We start from the raw sequence: 17,362 nt of genomic DNA, 5'->3' as shown, positions 1-17,362 counted from the left end.
ACGTGAGCCACGCCTTCGAGGTGCAGGGCATCGGCGTCACCGACCTCGCCGAGCAGTACGGCACCCCCCTCTACCTGTACGACGGCGCCGAGATCACCGGCCGCTTCCAGGGACTGCGCGAACGGCTGCACCCGTCGCTGGAGGTCTTCTACTCCCTGAAGGCCAACCCGAACATCTCGGTCTGCGCCCTGCTGAACCGCTGCGGCGCCCGCGCCGAGGTGTCCTCCCTGACCGAGCTGGTCACGGCCCGCCGGGCCGGAGTCGCCCCGCGCGACATCATCTTCCTCGGCCCCGGCAAGTCCCGTGCCGAACTCGCCGCCTGCCTCGACGAGGACGTCCACGCGATCGTCTGCGAGTCCCTCGACGAACTCGCCCTGATCGACGAGGTGGCCCGCGAGAAGTTCGTCACCGCCCGGGTCGCGCTGCGCGTCAACCCGTCCTTCTCCGTGAAGGGCTCGGGCCTGACCATGGGCGGCAAGCCCCGCCAGTTCGGCATCGACGAGGAGCGGCTGCTGGCGGAGGGCCCCGGCCTCACGTCCCGGTACTCCGCCGTGCGCCTGATGGGCGTCCAGGTGTACCTGGGCACCCGCATCCTCGGCGAGGACACCGTCGTGGAGAACACCCGGCGCATCCTGGACCTCGCCGAGCGCGTCTCCGGGCACCTGGGCTTCCCGCTGGAGACGGTCGACGTCGGCGGCGGCCTGGGCATCGCCTACTTCGACAACGAGAAGGACCTCGACCTCGACGAGCTCACCGCCCGTCTCAACCCGGTCGTGGACGCCTTCGCCGTACGGCACCCGGACACCCGGATGATCATGGAGCTGGGCCGGTTCCTGGTCGCCGCGTCCGGCACCTACGTGACGCGCGTGCGTTACACGAAGCAGTCGATGGGCGAGAACTTCGCCGTCACCGACGGCGGCACCAACCACCACATGGCGGCCGTCGGCATCGGCTCCTACGTCAAGCGCAACTTCCCCATCGTCGCCCTGGAGCGCCTCGACGAGCCGGCGGGCGAGCCGTGGAACATCACCGGGCCGCTGTGCACCCCGAACGACGTCATCGGCAAGAAGGTCCCGATGCCGGCGCTGCGGGCCGGTGAGCTGATCGGCGTGCTGCGCTCCGGCGCGTACGGGCCGACCGCCTCCCCCGTGCACTTCCTCAGCCACGGCTACCCGGCGGAGGTCCTCGTCCTGGACGGGCGGCCGCACCTCGTCCGCGAACGGGACGACGTCGAGGCGATGCTCGGCGGGCAGCGCCTGTACGACACGCCGGGCAGCGACACCACCCCCTGACACCCGAGACCGACCGCACCAGCGAGGAGAACGACAGATGACCGAGAACACCGCAGCGGTGGCCGGCGCCGAGCGCGAGCGCTACGTGGACGCCGTCCGCAAGGGCCTGAGCGAGGTCCTGAACAAGGACGTAGCGGAGGCCGCCGAGGGCGTGCGCCTCTTCGACGAGCTGGGCCTGGACTCCAGCAGCGCGCTGGAACTGCTCATCACCATCGAGGAGATCCTCGACGTGCAGTTCGACGCCGAGGAACTGGAGATGACCCACTTCGAGACGGTGGGCTCCCTCGCCGACTTCGTCGCGGCCGAAGCGGGCGCCTGAGCGTGTTCCGCACGGCAGCGCCCGTACGGCGGGCGGAGCCGGACGGCGCCGCGCCGGTCCTGCCCCGCCTCGTGAGGGCGGCCCGGTTCGCGCCCGGGGCCGCCGCGGCCCCCTACGTACCGGATCCGGAACTGGAGGCGTTCTACGCGGAGCTGGGCGCCCCCTACGGGCTGCGCTTCGACCGCGAGGGCTACGCGGCCGCGCCCCGGCGCGGCTCCGTGGAGCTGGCCCTCGGCGCACTCGACGCGCTGGGCGGCCTGCCCGCCGGGCAGGCCCCGCAGCTCGTCGTGGTCGCGTACGCCACGCCCGACTTCGTCCACGCGGAGCTGGCCGCGTCCTGTGTGAAGGGGCGTCTTCCGGGCGGGCCGCTGGCCTTCGCGCTGTCCGACCAGGGGCCGCTGACCGGGTTCAGCGCGCTGCGGGTGGCCGTCGAGTACGCACGGCGCCGCGACCTCACCCGGGTGCTGCTGCTGGCCGTGGACCAGAGCACCCAGCCGTTCCCCGTGCCGGACGCGGCGGCCGCGCACACGGACTCCGCGGTCGCGCTGCTGCTGGAGTGGGGCGGCGGCGGGGCCCCCGTGGGCGGCATGGGGCAGGGCCCGGTGGCGGCGCCGGACACCTGCGCCGGGTGGGACCCTGCGGTCCCGGTGGTGGCGGGCGCCCGGCTCGCCGAGGCCGCCCGCCGGCTGCCCGCGTACGAGGCGCCGGTGGCCGTCGCCGCGCCCGGACTGCCGTGCACCGGCGTCTGGACGGCGCTGCTGGACGCGGTCGGCCGGGGTGTCACCGGCCCGGTGGTGGTGGCCGACCACGACCCGGGGCCCGGCCGGCTCGCGCACTGCACGCTCGACTGCACCCGGACCCGGGTGACCGGGGGGAAGGGGAACACCGATGACGGTTCCGGCCGAGGTGCGTGAGCACTGCCGGGAGGCGCGCGGGAGCGCGCGCACGGACGGGCTGGTGCCCGCGCTGGCCCTGCTGGCGCGGGCCCTGTCGCCGAAGGCGCCGCCGCGCGGGCCGCGCGGGCACGCCGTGCTGCCGAAGGAACTGCTCGACGAATTCGCCGCGATGGAGGCCGAGGACGCCCGACGCGACGAACGCCGGGACGACGAACCGCTGCCCGGACTGGCCGTGCTGCGGCCCGCGGACCGCACGGAGACCGCGGCGGCGCCGGACGGGCCCGACGCGCGCGTCTGGGGCACCGGGCTGGCCTGGCTGCGGCTCGGCATGTCCGAGCGGCTGCGGGAGGCGTGCGTCGCCTATCTCGCCGCCCGGCAGGTCGAGGGCACCTCGCTGCTGATGCAGCAGATGGTCAAGGGCACCCTCGCCGATGTCCTCATCGAGCACCTGGAGATCGAGGGCGTCCTGGAGGAGCTGGCCGACACCCCCGGCGGGGACGGCACCCTGGACCGGCTCCAGCGGCAGATCACCCGGGCCGACCGCACCCTGCTGCGGCTGCTCGGCGCCCACGGCTTCACCCAGGACGGCCCCGGCCCCGCCGCGCACGCCTCGGAGCTGCTCGCCGACGTCTACCGCGGGGAGCCGGCGTGAGCGCACTGCCCGCGTCCCTCGTCACCACCCGGGACCATGTGCGCCGCTGGGCCGGGGACCTGCGGGCGCACGCCCTGGAGCTCGACCGCGACCCGGACGCCGTCCGGCGGCACCTCGACCTGCCCGCCGTGCGGTTCCTCGCCGGGCACCTGGTGCCGCCCGGCTGGGACCGGGTGAGCGACGCGGCCGGCGCGGGGCCGGCGCACGGGCTGCCCACCCTGGAGCGGGTGATCGTGAGTGAGGAACTGGCCCGGGGGGACGCCGGCATGATGCTGGCCTCGCCGGGCGCCTCCATGTGCGGGGTGCTGCTCGGTGTCCTCGGCAGCCAGGAGCAGCGGGACCGGGTGTACGGCCGTCTCGCGGAGCGGCCCCGCTGGACCTGCTTCGCGCTGACCGAGCCCGAACGCGGCTCCGCGATCGGGGAGATGACCGCGACCCTCACCCCGGTGGGCGACGGCGGATACGTCCTGAACGGCGCGAAGCGGTACGTCGGCAACGCCGCGCGTGCCGACGTCGGCGCCGTCTTCGCCCGCGTCGAGGGCACCGAGCGGCTCGGTGTGCTGGCCGTCCTGGTCGACACCGCCGACCCGGGCTTCCGTGCCGAGCCGCTGCCCACGGTGGGGCTGCGCGGCGCCCAGCTCACCCGCATCACGCTGGACGCGGTGCGGGTGCCCGCCGAGCAGGTGCTGGGCACCCATCTGCCGCCGACCCGGCGCGGGATGTGGAGCATCGTGGCCGTCTTCAACCAGCTGCGGCCCAGCGTGGCCGCCATCGCCCTCGGCATCGCCCGCGCCGCCCACGCGTACGTGGCCGAGCACCGCCGGCGGCTGCGGGGCGCTGAGCGGGAGACGTACGAGGAACTGGGTCGCCGTATCGACGCCGCCCGGCTGCTGACCTACCGGGCCGCCCGCGCCGTGGACCGCCGGCCCGCGGCGGGGCACCTGGCGTCCGCCGCGAAGGCGCGGGCCTGCGAGGTCGCCGAGGACGTCACCCTCGCCGCGCTCGGTCTGCTCGGGCCCGGCGCGCGGCTGGACCACCCGCTGCTGGAGAAGCTGGCACGGGACGCGCGGGGCGTGGAGTTCATGGAAGGCACGCGGAACATCCAGAAACTCAATCTGTTCCAGGGACTGCACACCGGAAAGGTGGGCCGCCCGTGAACACACGGGTCGAGGTGTGGCACATTCCGCTTTCCGCTTCCGCTTCCGCTTCCGCTTCCGGTTCCGTCCAGGTCCATGGGACGGGCGTACCGGAAGCGGAAGACCGTGTCTCCGTTCTCGAAGGGATCCTCGACGAGCAGGAGAGGACGCGGGCCCGGATGGGGAAACTCCCCGGAATGCGACGCCGTTTCGTACGGGCGCACGCCGCGGCCCGCGTCATCATCGGGGCCCGCCTCGGACGGCCCCCGCAGGAGCTGCGCTTCACCCGGGGACCCTGGGGAAAACCGGTCGTCGACGGGGCCGCGGGGACCCACTTCAGCCTGTCCCACTCGGGCGAGCTGGCGCTCCTCGCGCTGGCGCCCCGGCCGGTCGGCGTGGACGTGGAGTACGCCCGGCCGGACCTCGACGTCATCCGGCTGGCCAGGCGCTTCTTCCCGGAAGCGGAACGGGAGTTGGTGGAGCGCGCCGGGCGCGGCGCCTTCGTCCGCTTCTGGACGAGGAAGGAGGCGTGCGTGAAGGCGGCGGGCAGCCGGCTCACCCAGGGCATGGGCGTGCCGGTGGCGCACGCCGCGGCCCAGGCCGTCGTCCGCGACCCCACCGGTGCGCTGCCCGGACCCTGGACGGTCGCGGACCTGACGCTGCCCGCCGGATACGCGGGGGCCGTCGCCCTGCTCGGCGGCGGCCCCTTTTCCGTGTCATCGCGGCTGTGGTATGACATGCCGCCGGAAGAATCCGCCGCCATGTCGGCCACCCGGGGTGTCAAGTAGAGAAAACTCCCCCTCGAATCGGAGTACTTGTACCCGTGAACGCGCGCCGGGTCACCCATAGATTTTCGACAGGCAAGAGCGCGCGGTAATCAACGGCCGGAATTTCGTACCGAGTCATGTGTCCGTGATCCGGGGCGATCCATTCGAGAAGGGGAAAGCAATCGTGGGAGGCAGGAACCTGATCACCAGGGCCGCTCGCTGGAGCGCCGTCCACCCCTGGTGGGCGATGACGCTCTGGGTGGTGTTCGTCCTGGGCGCCCTGGTGGTCGGCGGAATGACCGGCACACGGTCGGCGACCGTCTCGGACCTGGCCATCGGGCAGTCCGGGCGGGCCGCCGATCTGGCCCGCAGCGGCGGTCTGGAGAGCCGGGCCGTGGAGAACGTCCTGGTGACGCCCTACGAGGGCGGCCTCGACCAGAAGGCGGCGCGGGCGGCCGCCGGGGAGGCCGCGGACGCGCTGCGCGGTGCCGAGGGCGTCGCCTCCGTCGGCAGGCCCGTGCCCGCGCCGGACGGCTCGGCCCTGCTGGTGCCGGTGACGCTCTCCGGCGACCCCGAGACCGCGAGCGAGCGGGTGCAGCCGCTCATCGACCGGGTCACGAAGGTCGGGGACGCGCACTCCGACGTCCGGGTCGAACTCGTGGGGGCCGGCTCCATCAAGGCCGGGCTCGACGACATGCTCTCCGAGGACCTGGGCCGGGCGACGGGCCTGAGCCTGCCGGTCACCCTGATCGTGATGGTGTTCGTCTTCGGCGCGATCGTCGCCGCCAGCGTCCCCGTCATCCTCGGCATCTCGTCCGTGCTCGCCGGTCTCGGCCTGTGGGGTGTCGCCTCCCAACTCGTCGCCGACCCGGGCCCGGTGACGCACATCATCGTGCTGATGGGCATGGCCATCGGCGTCGACTACTCGCTCTTCTACCTCAAGCGGCAGCGCGAGGAGCGGGCCCTGGGCGCCGACAACATCGACGCCATCGAGATCGCCTCCGCCACCTCCGGCCACTCCGTGATGGTCTCCGGACTGGCCGTCATGGTCTCCATGGGGGCCCTGTACCTCGCCGGGCACATCGCCTTCGAGTCGATGGCGACCGGCGCGGTCCTGGTCGTCGCCATCGCGATGCTCGCCTCGCTGACCGTCCTGCCCGCGATGCTCTCCAAGTTCGGCCGCTACCTGGACCGGCCGCGGGTGCCGCTGGTGTGGCGGCTGACCCAGCGGGCCGGCACCAAGCCGCGGCTGTGGTCGGCGATGCTCAAGCCGTCCCTGCGCCACCCTGTGATCGCCCTGGTGGTCTCCGTGGGCGCCCTGCTCGCCCTCGCCCTGCCCGCGCTGGACCTGAAGCTGAAGGCGACCGGTGTCGACGACCTGCCCCGGTCCATCCCCGCGATGCAGGCCAACGAGCGGCTGACGCAGTCGTTCCCGAGCCAGGCCGACACCCACACCGTCGCCGTCCGGGTCCCCGCCGGCCAGAAGGGGCGCCTGGACGACGCGGTGGGCGCGCTCGTCGAACGCACCCGGCACTCCGACCTGTTCGTGCACACCCCGGCGCCCGAGGTGCGCACCTCGAAGGACGGGACGATCACGACGATCTCCGTCGGCACCCGCTTCGACAGCAGCTCCGAGAAGGCGCGGGAGTCGCTGGCGGCGCTGCGCGAGGACATCGCCCCGAAGACCGTGGGCGCCGTCGAGGGCGCCGAGTTCGCGGTCGGCGGCAGCGACGTGGCGTACGACGTGGACTACCGGGCCAACGTCGTCGACAAGATGCCGTGGGTGCTCGGGGTGGCGCTGCTGCTGACCTTCCTGGTCATGGCGATCGCGTTCCGCTCGGTCGTGCTCGCGCTGATCACCGTGGTGCTCAACGTGCTCTCCGCCGTCGCCTCGTTCGGCCTGCTGGCGCTGATCTTCCAGCGGACCTGGGCGGAGGGCTTCCTCGACTTCGAGTCCACCGGCCGGGTGGTGGCGTGGCTGCCGCTGATGCTGTTCGTGATCCTGCTGGGGCTGTCGATGGACTACCACGTCTTCGTGGTCAGCCGGATCCGGGAGGCGGCGCGCGGCGGGCTGCCCATCCGTGAGGCCGTCGAGCAGGGCATCACGCGCACGGCGGGAGTGGTGACGAGCGCGGCCGTGGTGATGGTCAGCGTGTTCGCCCTGCTCGCCTCGCTGAGCTTCATCGAGATGAAGCAGATGGGGGTGGGCATGGCCTGTGCGGTGCTGCTGGACGCCACGCTGATCCGGATCGTGGTCCTGCCGTCGGTGGTCACGCTCCTCGGCTGGAAGACCTGGTGGCCCTCGCGCCTGGCCCACCAGGACGAGGCCCGGCCGGTCAGGATCCCGGCGGTGCTGGCGCAGCGGGCGCCGATTCTCTGAGGCGCCGCGCGGCCCGGTCGCGACGGAAGGGGCGGTCCTTACGGGCCGCCCCTTCCGTCATGTCTGTCATGCTTTGCGCTGGACACTCGCTAATCATCCAGCGAATTGTGTGAACCGCTTCTGCGACTCCTGTGGGGAAAGATGTGGGAGTTGTACACTCAGACGCGCGTTCGGGGAAGAGCGATCACCGGTCCACCACCGATGCATTGGGTGAATCATCAACTTCCTTGACGCGACGACGGGGGAAAACGGGGCGATCAGGGGGAAGTATCCATGCACGCTGACGACGACCTGCCGACCGCGCGCTGGCAGGCCGAGCTCGCTCGCGTAGACACGCTCTCGGACCGCGAGCTCCAGGTCTTCGCACTCCTCGGTGACGGGCATTCCAACCGGGCCATCGCGGCCCGCCTCCAGGTCACCGAGCGCACGGTGAAGGCGCACGTCGCGAGCATCCTGACCAAGCTGGAAGTGGAATCGCGCCTTCAGGTGGGCTTGGTGGCCCAGGCCCATCACCACATGTACGAAGGTACAATTTCGAACCACTCGGACGTGTTCGATAATTGATCAGTTCGAGTAACTCCCAGGTAATTCCCTTGTCGGGCCCGTCGGAATGAGTCGCTGTTCCGCGTGCTGTGCCCGAAGTCGCGAGGTGGGAGCTCGCGGCCGAATTCTTGGATAGGGATGGGAATTTTTTGGTGTACATCTCCATACTGGGCCCGCTGCTGATAGGGGACGGTCAGCGGACTGTCGGTCTGCGGGCGAAGAAGATACGCGTCATGCTGACCATGCTGGCAATGAACCCCGGTCAGGTGGTCGCCTTCGACGAACTGATCGACGAACTCTGGGGCGAGAGCCCCCTCAAGAACACGCGCAACGCCCTGCAGGCCAACGTCAAGCGGATGCGCAAGGCGCTGGCCGAGTTCGGCTTCGAGGATCCCGACCAGACGGTCATCCGGACCGTGGACAACGGCTATCTGCTCGACGTGCCCGAGGAGGCCCTCGACGCCCACCGCTTCCTGCGGATGGCGGAGAAGGGCGCGAGTCTGGTGAGCGAGCGGCCGCACGAGGCGAGGGACCTGCTGCGCGGTTCCCTGTCCATGTGGCGGGGGCCCGCCCTGCTCGACGTGAGCGACGGCCCGCGGTGCCGGGCGGTCGCCCTCCGTCTCGACGAACAGCGCAAGACCGCGAGGGAAGACCTGATCGAGGCTCAGCTCCAGGCCGGCGAGGCGGGGGTCGTCGTTGCCGAGCTGAAGCAGCTGCTCGCCCAGTACCCGGAACGGGAGCGGTTCAGCGAGCAGTTGATGATCGCCCTGTACCGATGCGGGCGGCAGTCCGAGGCGATCGACATCTTCCACCGCACCCGCAAGTGGCTCGACGAGGAACTGGGTCTCAAGCCGTCGCGCCGGCTCCACAGCACGTACCAGGCGATCCTCATGCAGGACCCGTCGCTGTGAGTCCGCGGGACCGCTGAACCGGCGGACACGGACAGGCGCCGGCGATTCCCCTGGAACCGCCGGCGCCTTCGTGTGCGCGGGCCGGGTCAGGTCCGGCGCAGCGCCCGCTCCGTGAGCGTGCCGATGTGGCGGGCCGCCTCCCCGGACAGCATCTCCTCGTGTCCGCAGCGGACCTCGTGCACCACGACCGGCCCTGCCACGTACGGCTCCCAGCGCGCCGCCGGGTCGGCGACCGGGGCGTCCGGCTCGTCCGCGGCCACGAACAGGGTCAGCGGCCCGTGGAAGCCTCCGGGTGTGAAGTGCCGTGCGATGCCGGTGTGATGGCGCATCACGGTCGTCAGCCGCTCCAGCTCCGCCCCGTCCACCGCGCGGCCCCGGGCGTGATGCTCCAGGAAGGCCGTGCGCATCTGCTCGTCCGTGGCCGCGGGGTCCTCCGGGGCGACCGGGCAGACGTCCAGCGCCGCGAGGAACGCCACCTCCTCCCCGGCAGCCTGGAGCCGTACCGCCATCTCGTGCGCCACCAGGCCGCCGAAGGACCAGCCCAGCAGGTGGTACGGCCCGTGCGGCCGGACCCGCCGGATCCGCTCCACGTAGAGGGCGGCCAGGGACGGCACGTCGGCGGGCGGCGACCATGCGCCGGCCGGCGCTGCGATGCCGTCGGACTGGAGCGCGAACACCGGGCGCTCCGGGGAGAGATGCGGTGCCAGCCCGGCGAAGGGCAGACCGAAGCCGACGCCGCCGTGGACGCAGAACAGCGGCGGCAGGGACCCCGAGGGACGCACGGGCAGCAGGGCCGTGAAGCCCTCGTCGTCACCCTCCTCCACCGGGGCCCGCCGCTCCGCGGCCGCCGCCAGAGCCGCCACCGTCCGGTGCGTGAACACGTCGGACAGGGAGAGCGTCAGGCCCGCCTTGGCGGCGCGGGACACGATCCGCACCGAGCGCAGACTGTCGCCGCCCAGCGCGAAGAAGTCCCCGTCCGCGTCGACCTCCTCCAGGCCCAGCACCTCGCGGAAGACGTCCGCCAGCGCCTGCTCGGCGGCGGTGCGCGGCGGCCGGGGGGGACGCCCGGAGGCGGGCGCGCCCGGCGCCGGGAGGGCCCGCACATCCAGCTTCCCGTTGGTGGTCAGCGGGAGCTTCGGGAGGGTCACCAGGGCCGCCGGCATCATGTGGGCCGGCAGGAACTCGGCCGCGTGGCCGAGCACGGCGGGGACGTCGACGTCGGCCACGCCCGCGACCGGCACCACGTACCCGGTCAGCTGCTTCCCGCCGGCCGGTGTCGGGGTGGCCACGACCGCCGCCTGCGCGACCGCCGGGTGCCGGGTCAGCGCGGCCTCGATCTCGCCCGGCTCGATCCGGAAGCCCCGCAGCTTGATCTGCTGGTCGGCGCGGCCGACGTAGTCGAGGGAGCCGTCGGGCAGCCGGCGCACCAGGTCACCGGTGCGGTACATCCGGGTGCCGGGCGGGCCGTACGGGTCGGCGACGAAGCGCTCGGCGGTGACGCCGGGGCGGCCCGTGTAGCCGTGCGCGAGTCCGGCCCCGGCGACGCAGAGCTCACCGGTGACCCCGACCGGCGCGGGGGCCAGGGCCGCGTCCAGGACGTACAGCCGGACGTTGTCCAGGGCGCGGCCGATCGGGGGCCTGCCGCCCGGGGTGAGCGGGTCGCTCCAGGTGGCGCAGACCGACGTCTCGGTGGGCCCGTAGGCGTTGCGCAGGGTGACGTGCGGGGCCACCCGCTCCACCAGCGACGGCGGGCACGCCTCACCGCCGACCAGCAGGCACAGGTCACGGGGGAGCGCCGCCGGGTCGGGGAAGCCGGCGACCACGCTGGGCGGCAGGATCGCGTGGTTCACCCCGTTCTCGCCGATCAGCCCGGCCAGCAGCGGCGGGGACATCCTGCTCTCGGCGGTCGCGAACACCAGGGTGCCCCCGCTGAACAGCGAGGCGGCCAGCTCCCACACCGTGGCGTCGAAGCTGAACGAGGCGAACTGCAGGACCCGGGTGCCCGGACCCGCGCCCAGGCCCTCGCGCAGGGTGGCCGCCAGGTTCGCCGCGCCCGCGTGCGGCACGGCGACGCCCTTGGGCCGCCCGGTCGAGCCCGAGGTGTAGATGACGTACGCCGTGTCCCGCGGGCCCGCACGGCGGACGGCGGGGGGCGCGGCGGGCCGCTCGGGCCGCTCGGCGGGGTCGTCCAGCAGCAGCGGGGACACCCCCGGCAGCCGGCCGGCGACCGCCCGGACGGACAGCACCTCGGCCGGGCGGGCGTCCCGCAGCATGTACGCGATCCGCTCGGCCGGGTAGTCGGGGTCCACCGGCAGATAGGCCGCGCCGGTCTTCAGCACCGCGAGCAGGGCCACGACCGTGTCAGGGGAGCGGGGCAGGGCAAGGGCCACCACGTCGCCGGGGCCGACGCCCCGGCCCAGCAGCCGCCGGGCCAGCCGGCCGGCCTCGGCGTCCAGTTCGCCGTAGGTCACGGGGGCCGTGCCGGGGACGACCAGCGCCGGGCAGTCGGGGGCCCCGGCGGCGTGGGCCTCGAACAGGTCGGTCAGCGTGACCGGCGGCCGGGGCCGCACCCGCCCCTGGTGCCCGGTCAGCAGCGCGTGGCGTTCCTGGGCGGTGAGCAGGGCGAGCGTGCCGACGGGGGCGTCGGGGGTGCGGGACGCCGCGTCGAGGAGGGTGGCCAGCGCCTGCGCGATCCGGCCGGCCGTCGCCTCGGTGAACAGGTCCGCGTTGTACTCCAGCAGGATCTCCAGCCCGTCCGGGGTGCCGTCGGGCGCCGCGCGTTCGGTCACCTCGAAGGAGAGGTCGAACTTCGCGGTCGTCGACGGCACGGACTCCACCGCGGCCGTGATCCCGTCGATCGCCGGCAGGGGGTCGGCGGCGTTGCGGAACGCCAGCACCACCTGGACGAGAGGCTGCCGGGCCAGCGAGCGGGTCGGCTTCAGTGCGTCGACGAGATGCTCGAACGGCAGCTCTGCGTGGGCGTACGCGGTCAGGTCCGTCTCCCGCACCCGCTCCAGCAGTCCGGTGAAAGTGGGGTCGCCGGAGGTGTCGGTGCGCAGCACGAGCGTGTTGACGAAGCAGCCGATCAGGTCGCGCAGCGCGTCGTCGGCGCGGCCCGCGACCGGGCTGCCCAGCGGGATGTCGGTACCCGCGCCCAGCCGGGTCAGCAGAGCCGCGAGCCCCGCCTGCACGGCCATGAAGAGGGTGGCGCCGGAGCGCCGCGCCAGCCCGGCGAGACGGGTGTGCGCCTCGGCGGGCACGGACCGGGCCACACTCCCGCCCCGCCCGGAGGCGCGGGCTGGCCGCGGGAAGTCGGCGGGCAGCTCCAGCTCCTCGGGCAGCCCCTCCAGCACCCGCGTCCAGTGGGCGAGTTCGGCGGCGGCGAGGCCGTCCGGGTCGTCCCTCGGACCGAGCAGCTCCCGCTGCCAGCGCGCGTAGTCCGTGTACCGCACCGGCAGCGGCTCCCAGTCCGGCGCGCGGCCGGCCAGCCGCGCCCGGTAGGCGGACGCCAGGTCCCGGGCCAGCGGCTCCAGCGACCAGCCGTCCGCCGCGATGTGATGCAGCGTCAGGGCCAGCACGTGGGTGCCGGAGCCGAGCGAGAACAGACGGGCGCGCAGCGGCACCCGGGCCGACAGGTCGAAGGCGTGCGCCGCCTCACCGGCCAGTGCCCCGGCGAGCGCCTCCTTCCCGGACAGCCGTACGACCTCCAGGGAGGCGCCCGCCCCGGCCGCCTCCCGCGCGGTCAGCACCAGTTGCGACGGCATCCCGTCGGTCTCCACGAACACGGTGCGCAGGCACGCGTGCCGGGCCACCACGTCCGCGAGCGCCCGCCCCAGCACCGCCGGGTCGAGCGGACCGGTGAACCGGACGGCGAGCGGGATGTTGTACGTGCCGGCCGGGACGCCCATCCGGCTGAGGAACCACAGCCGCTCCTGCGCGTACGACAGGGGCGCAGCCGCCCGGTCCCCGGGCGGGGCGGGCCGCAGCGGAGGGCGGTCCGGCGTCAGCGGGCCGCCGGGCAGGGCGCGGGCCAGCGCCTCGGCGGTACGGGTGTCGAACAGGGTGCGCACGGGGACGTCCACGCCGAGCTCCGCGCGCAGCCGGTTGGCGACGCGGACCGCGGACAGCGAGTGGCCGCCCAGCGCGAAGAAGTCGTCGTCGGCGCCGACCCGTGCGACGCCCAGCGCCTCCGCGAACACGGCGCACAGCAGCTCCTCGCGTGCCGTGGCGGGCGGCCGACCGCTCCCGCCGCGGTCCTCCGGCGGGGCGGGCAGCGCCTTGCGGTCCACCTTGCCGTTCGGGGTGGTCGGGAGCGTGTCCAGGGGGACGTACACGGCAGGGACCATGTGCGTGGGCAGCACCGCGGACGCGCGCTCCCGCAGCCGGTCGCGGTCGGTCCCTGCCGGTACGACATAGGCGACCAGGCGGGCCTCGCCGCCGTGGCCGGGGCGGGCCGTGACGACGGCCCGCTCGACGCCGGGCTGTGCGCCCAGCACGGACTCGATCTCACCGAGCTCGACGCGGTGCCCGCGGATCTTCACCTGGTGGTCGCTGCGGCCCGCGTACTCCAGCGCGGTGCCGTCGGCGGAGCGGCGGACGATGTCGCCGGTGCGGTACATGCGGCTGCCGGGCGGGCCGTACGGGTCGGCGACGAAACGGTCCGCGGTGAGAGCCGGCCGGCCCAGATAGCCGCGGGCCAGCCCCGTCCCGGCGATGTACAGCTCGCCGAACGAGCCGTCCGGGGCGGGGCGCAGCGCGGGGTCGAGGACGTACACGGCCGTGTTGGAGATCGGTTCGCCGATGGGGGGCTGTCCGCGCAGCGCGGGGGTGAGAGGCGCGGCCGTGGACCAGACGGTCGTCTCCGTGGGGCCGTACACGTTGCTGACCGAGGCGCAGTGCGTGACGAGGGCGCGGGCCAGCGGCTCCGGCAGCGCCTCGCCGCCGACCAGCGCGCGCAGGTTCCGCAGGGCGGGCGCGTGGTGGGCGGTGAGGGTCTGCCAGAGGCTGGGGGTGGCCTGCAGCAGGGTGGCGCCGGCCGTGGTGATCGCGTCGGCCAGGGCGGCCGGGTCGCGGACGGTCTCCCGGTCGGCGAGGACGAGTTCGGCGCCCGCCGCCAGCGGGACGAGGAGTTCCAGGTTGGCGATGTCGAACCCGAAGGTGGTGACCGCCAGGAAGCGGTCCCCGGGGGTGACCTCGAGGCGCCGCGTCATGTCGTGGACGAGGTTCGCCAGGGCCTCGTGGGGGACGACGACACCCTTGGGGCGGCCGGTGGAGCCGGAGGTGTAGATCACGTACGCGGGGGAGCGCGGGTCGGTGGGCGGGCCCTCGCCGTCCCCCGGCGTCCCCTCGGGGAACCCCTCCCCGTCGAGGACCCACGTCGTGCCGGCCGGGACGTCCGCCAGGAGCGGGGCGACCCGGCGATGCGTGAGCGTCACCACCGGCGCCGCGTCGGCGAGCATCAGGCGCAGCCGGTCCGCCGGATAGTCGGGGTCGAGCGGGAGATAGGCGGCACCGGTCTTCAGGACCGCCAGCACCGCCACCACGAGGTCGCGGGAGCGGTCCAGGGCGAGCGCCACGACCCGCTCGGGGCCCGCGCCCGCCGCGCGCAGGGCGGCGGCCAACTCGTCCGCGCGGGCGTGCAGTTCCCGGTGGGTGAGGCGTGCCGTGCCGCAGCGCACCGCCGGGGCGTCGGGCGTGCGCTCGGCCCACCGCTCCAGGAGCGGCGCCGGCAGGCGGTCGGGAAGGCCGGCCCGGGTGCGGTTGCGGCCGGTCAGCAGAAGGGCGCGCTCGCGGTCGTCCAGCAGCACGTCGAGGCGGCCCGACGGCTCGTCCGGACGGGTCACCGCCGCCTCCAGCAGCCGCGCGAGCCGCAGCCCGAGGGAGCGGGCGGCGGCGGCCGGGACCCGGGACGGCAGATGGTCGACCGCCAGGCCGAACGGGGTGCCGGGGAACACCGTGAGCGTCAGCGGGTAGTGGGTCGCCGAGTGGATGTCGACGCCCGTCACCCGCGGGCCCGCGCCCTGCTCGGACGGCGGCAGCGGCGAGCGGTCCACCGGGTAGTTCTGGAACATCAGGGCCGTGTCGAACAGCTCGCCGCGCACCGCGGTGAGCTGCTGCACCTCCGCCAGCGTCAGATGCTCGTGCGGCAACAGCCCGGCCTGCCGTTCCTGCACGGCGGCGAACAGCTCGGCCGGGGTCAGCCGGGGGTCCACGTCGACCCGCACCGGCAGGGTGTTGGCGAACAGGCCCACCATGTCCTCGACGCCGGGCAGTTCGGCCGGCCGGCCGGAGGTGACCGCGCCGAACAGGACGGTGTCCTGGCCGGTCAGCCGGGACAGCAGCAGCGCCCAGCAGCCCTGGACGACCGCGTTGACCGTCAGGCCCCGGGCGCGGGCGAACCCGGTGAGCCTCGCGGCGACGTCGGGGGAGAGCTCGACGGGGACCCGCTCGGGCAGATCCCGCGAGCTGTCGGCGGTCCCGTCGTCCCCCACGAGGCGGGTCGGCTCCGACACGCCGGCCAGGGCCTCCGTCCAGGCTGCCCGGGCCGTCTCCCGGTCACGCGTCCCGAGCCAGGAGAGGTGGGCCCGGTAGGGCGGCACGGGCGCCGGCTCGTCCGCCCCGGCCGCGTACCGCGCCAGCTCCCGCGTCAGCGTCGCCATCGACCAGCCGTCGACCAGGATGTGGTGCACGGTCCACAGCAGCCGTGCGCGGCCCCCCGGCGCCCTGAGCAGGGTGAAGCGGTGCAGGGGAGGACGGCCGAGGTCGAACCGGCGCAGCCGGTCCTCCCGGGCCGGCCGGTCCAGGTCCGCGTCGTCCGCCACCTCCACCTCCCGCCACGGGAGGTCCACGGCCTTCGGCACCACCTGCACCGCCTCGCCGGAACGCCGGTGCCGGAAACAGGCCCGCAGCTGCGGGTGGCGGTCGAGCAGCGCCGACGCCGCCTCGCGCAGCGCCGCCGCGCCCGCGTCGGTCAGGTCCTCGAAGTCCACCACCAGCTGAAGGGTGTAGCGGTCCGTCCCCTCCCGGTCGAATTCCGTGAGGAACAGCAGGCCCTGTTGCAAAGGCGAGAGCGGAAGGACTTCACTGATGGCTGATGGCCGATTCAAGCCGTGCTCCTCACAAAAGAGCTGTGGGACGGGCGGAAGCCGGGAGAAATTCCGACCGCACGACGATTTCCGATGGCACTGACGCTCAACTGACCGGGAACTGACACCCCGCTGACGCCGGCACCGCCTTCCCCGCCCGCCCGCACCCCGCGCCACCGCAGGTGCCCGGCCGTCCCCGGCCCCGGTGGACCCCGTCAGCAGACCGTCAGCACTGCGTCAGCGCCCGGCGACAGGCTGGGCGCCGAGGCTCATTCGTCGCCGAAGGCCAGGAGTGCCAGTGCCGGTTATATCCGCGTCGCATGAATTCGATGTCAGCGACCTCTTCGTGAATCTGCAACCGTTCTTCGGGCGTCGGCTCTTTCTCAAGGTCGAGGGATTCAACTTCGCCGGCTCCATCAAGCTCAAGGCGGCCCGGGAGATGGTCGCGCAGGCGGAGGCCGCCGGCGCCCTGGGCCCCGGCTCGACCCTCGTGGAGTCCTCCTCCGGGAACATGGGCGTCGCCCTGGCGCTGATCGCCGCGAACCGGGGCTTCAGGTTCCTGTGCGTCACCGACACCCGCTGCAACGCCGTGACCCGGCGCACCATGGAGTCGCTCGGCGCCGAGGTGCACGTCATCACCGAGCCGCACGAGAGCGAGGGCTTCCTCGGCGCCCGCATCCGCCACGTCAAGGCGCTGCTGGCCGCCGACGAGAAGAAGGTCTGGCTCAACCAGTACCTCAGCCCCGGCAACTGGATGGCCCACTACCGCACCACCGCGCCCGCCATCGCCCGGCAGTTCCCCGACCTGAGCGTGCTGTTCGTCGGCGCCGGCACCACGGGCACCCTGATGGGCTGCGCCCGCTGGTTCCGCGAGCGGCGCCCCTCGGTGCGGATCGTCGCCGTGGACAGCGTCGGCTCGGTCACCTTCGGCGGTCCCCCGGCCACCCGGCACATCCCCGGTCTCGGCACCAGCGTGCGGCCCGCCCTGCTCGACGAGTCCCTCGTCGACGCCGTCGTCCACGTCCCCGAGGCGGACACCGTCCGCACCTGCCGGGAACTGATGCGGCACGGCTTCTCCTTCGGCGGCTCCACGGGCACCGCCGTGACCGGCGCGCTGACCTGGCTCGACCGGCACCACGGCGACGCCACCGGCCGGGCGGACGAGCAGGTGACCGCGGTGACCATCTCCCCGGACCTGGGCGAGCGCTACATGGAGACCGTCTACCACGACGACTGGGTCACCCACGCCCTCGGCCCGGACAGCCTGACGCGGACCGCCGGGCAGCACCCGGCACGGACCGGTGCGACGGCCGGACTCGAACCGGTCTCCGGATGAACGGCACGAGCGGACGGATGGGTTGAGGCGCTGAGCATGACGGAG

11 protein-coding genes are annotated in these 17,362 nt (G+C 73.8%); 10 read left to right on the top strand and 1 reads right to left on the bottom strand.

Translation table 11 applies throughout. The features are described from left to right. Positions 1 to 2 precede the first annotated feature (2 nt). The 9 genes from ACFRAC_RS22460 (at position 3) to ACFRAC_RS22420 (ending at position 8,896) form a co-directional block, all read left to right on the top strand. Positions 3 to 1,292 (top strand): type III PLP-dependent enzyme, encoded by a 1,290-nt coding sequence (locus ACFRAC_RS22460; RefSeq protein WP_382926389.1) that lies wholly within the window; start codon positions 3 to 5, stop codon positions 1,290 to 1,292. Between the two features lie 37 nt (positions 1,293 to 1,329). Continuing rightward, on the top strand, positions 1,330 to 1,611 hold the full coding sequence (locus ACFRAC_RS22455; protein ID WP_382926387.1) for an acyl carrier protein: 282 nt from the start codon (positions 1,330 to 1,332) through the stop codon (positions 1,609 to 1,611). A 2-nt stretch (positions 1,612 to 1,613) separates the two neighbouring features. Next, positions 1,614 to 2,525: a hypothetical protein gene (locus ACFRAC_RS22450; protein WP_382926385.1), complete on the top strand. Its 912-nt coding sequence runs from the start codon at positions 1,614 to 1,616 to the stop codon at positions 2,523 to 2,525. After that, positions 2,500 to 3,159, top strand: a complete 660-nt coding sequence (locus ACFRAC_RS22445; RefSeq protein ID WP_382926383.1) for a hypothetical protein — start codon at positions 2,500 to 2,502, stop codon at positions 3,157 to 3,159. The genes ACFRAC_RS22450 and ACFRAC_RS22445 overlap by 26 nt, the downstream gene beginning before the upstream one ends. Continuing rightward, on the top strand, positions 3,156 to 4,316 hold the full coding sequence (locus ACFRAC_RS22440; RefSeq protein WP_382926381.1) for an acyl-CoA dehydrogenase family protein: 1,161 nt from the start codon (positions 3,156 to 3,158) through the stop codon (positions 4,314 to 4,316). The genes ACFRAC_RS22445 and ACFRAC_RS22440 overlap by 4 nt, the downstream gene beginning before the upstream one ends. A 176-nt stretch (positions 4,317 to 4,492) precedes the next feature. After that, positions 4,493 to 5,083 carry a 4'-phosphopantetheinyl transferase family protein gene (locus tag ACFRAC_RS22435; protein ID WP_382926379.1) on the top strand — a complete coding sequence of 197 codons (591 nt, stop codon included), beginning with the start codon at positions 4,493 to 4,495 and terminating at the stop codon, positions 5,081 to 5,083. Positions 5,084 to 5,246: 163 nt separating this feature from the next. Beyond that, a complete protein-coding gene (locus ACFRAC_RS22430) occupies positions 5,247 to 7,442 on the top strand; it encodes an MMPL family transporter (RefSeq protein ID WP_382926376.1) in 2,196 nt (731 codons plus the stop codon). Between the two features lie 273 nt (positions 7,443 to 7,715). After that, positions 7,716 to 8,006, top strand: coding sequence for a helix-turn-helix transcriptional regulator (locus ACFRAC_RS22425; protein WP_382926374.1), 291 nt, complete (start codon positions 7,716 to 7,718; stop codon positions 8,004 to 8,006). 131 nt (positions 8,007 to 8,137) lie between these two features. Further along, positions 8,138 to 8,896: a BTAD domain-containing putative transcriptional regulator gene (locus ACFRAC_RS22420; RefSeq protein ID WP_382926371.1), complete on the top strand. Its 759-nt coding sequence runs from the start codon at positions 8,138 to 8,140 to the stop codon at positions 8,894 to 8,896. Positions 8,897 to 8,982: 86 nt separating this feature from the next. On the opposite strand, the gene ACFRAC_RS22415 is transcribed toward ACFRAC_RS22420, so the two are convergent. Continuing rightward, positions 8,983 to 16,002 carry an amino acid adenylation domain-containing protein gene (locus ACFRAC_RS22415; protein ID WP_382926368.1) on the bottom strand — a complete coding sequence of 2,340 codons (7,020 nt, stop codon included), beginning with the start codon at positions 16,000 to 16,002 and terminating at the stop codon, positions 8,983 to 8,985. Between the two features lie 277 nt (positions 16,003 to 16,279). Between ACFRAC_RS22415 and sbnA the strand changes: the two genes are divergently transcribed. After that, complete coding sequence (gene sbnA, locus ACFRAC_RS22410) at positions 16,280 to 17,317, top strand: 2,3-diaminopropionate biosynthesis protein SbnA (RefSeq protein WP_382926365.1); 1,038 nt, start codon at positions 16,280 to 16,282, stop codon at positions 17,315 to 17,317. Positions 17,318 to 17,362 lie beyond the last annotated feature (45 nt).

The sequence above is a fragment of the Streptomyces sp. NPDC056628 genome (assembly GCF_042792555.1).
Lineage (GTDB): Bacteria > Actinomycetota > Actinomycetes > Streptomycetales > Streptomycetaceae > Streptomyces.
Note: the sequence above shows the minus strand (reverse complement) of the source record. Positions and strands in the feature narration are given on the sequence as shown.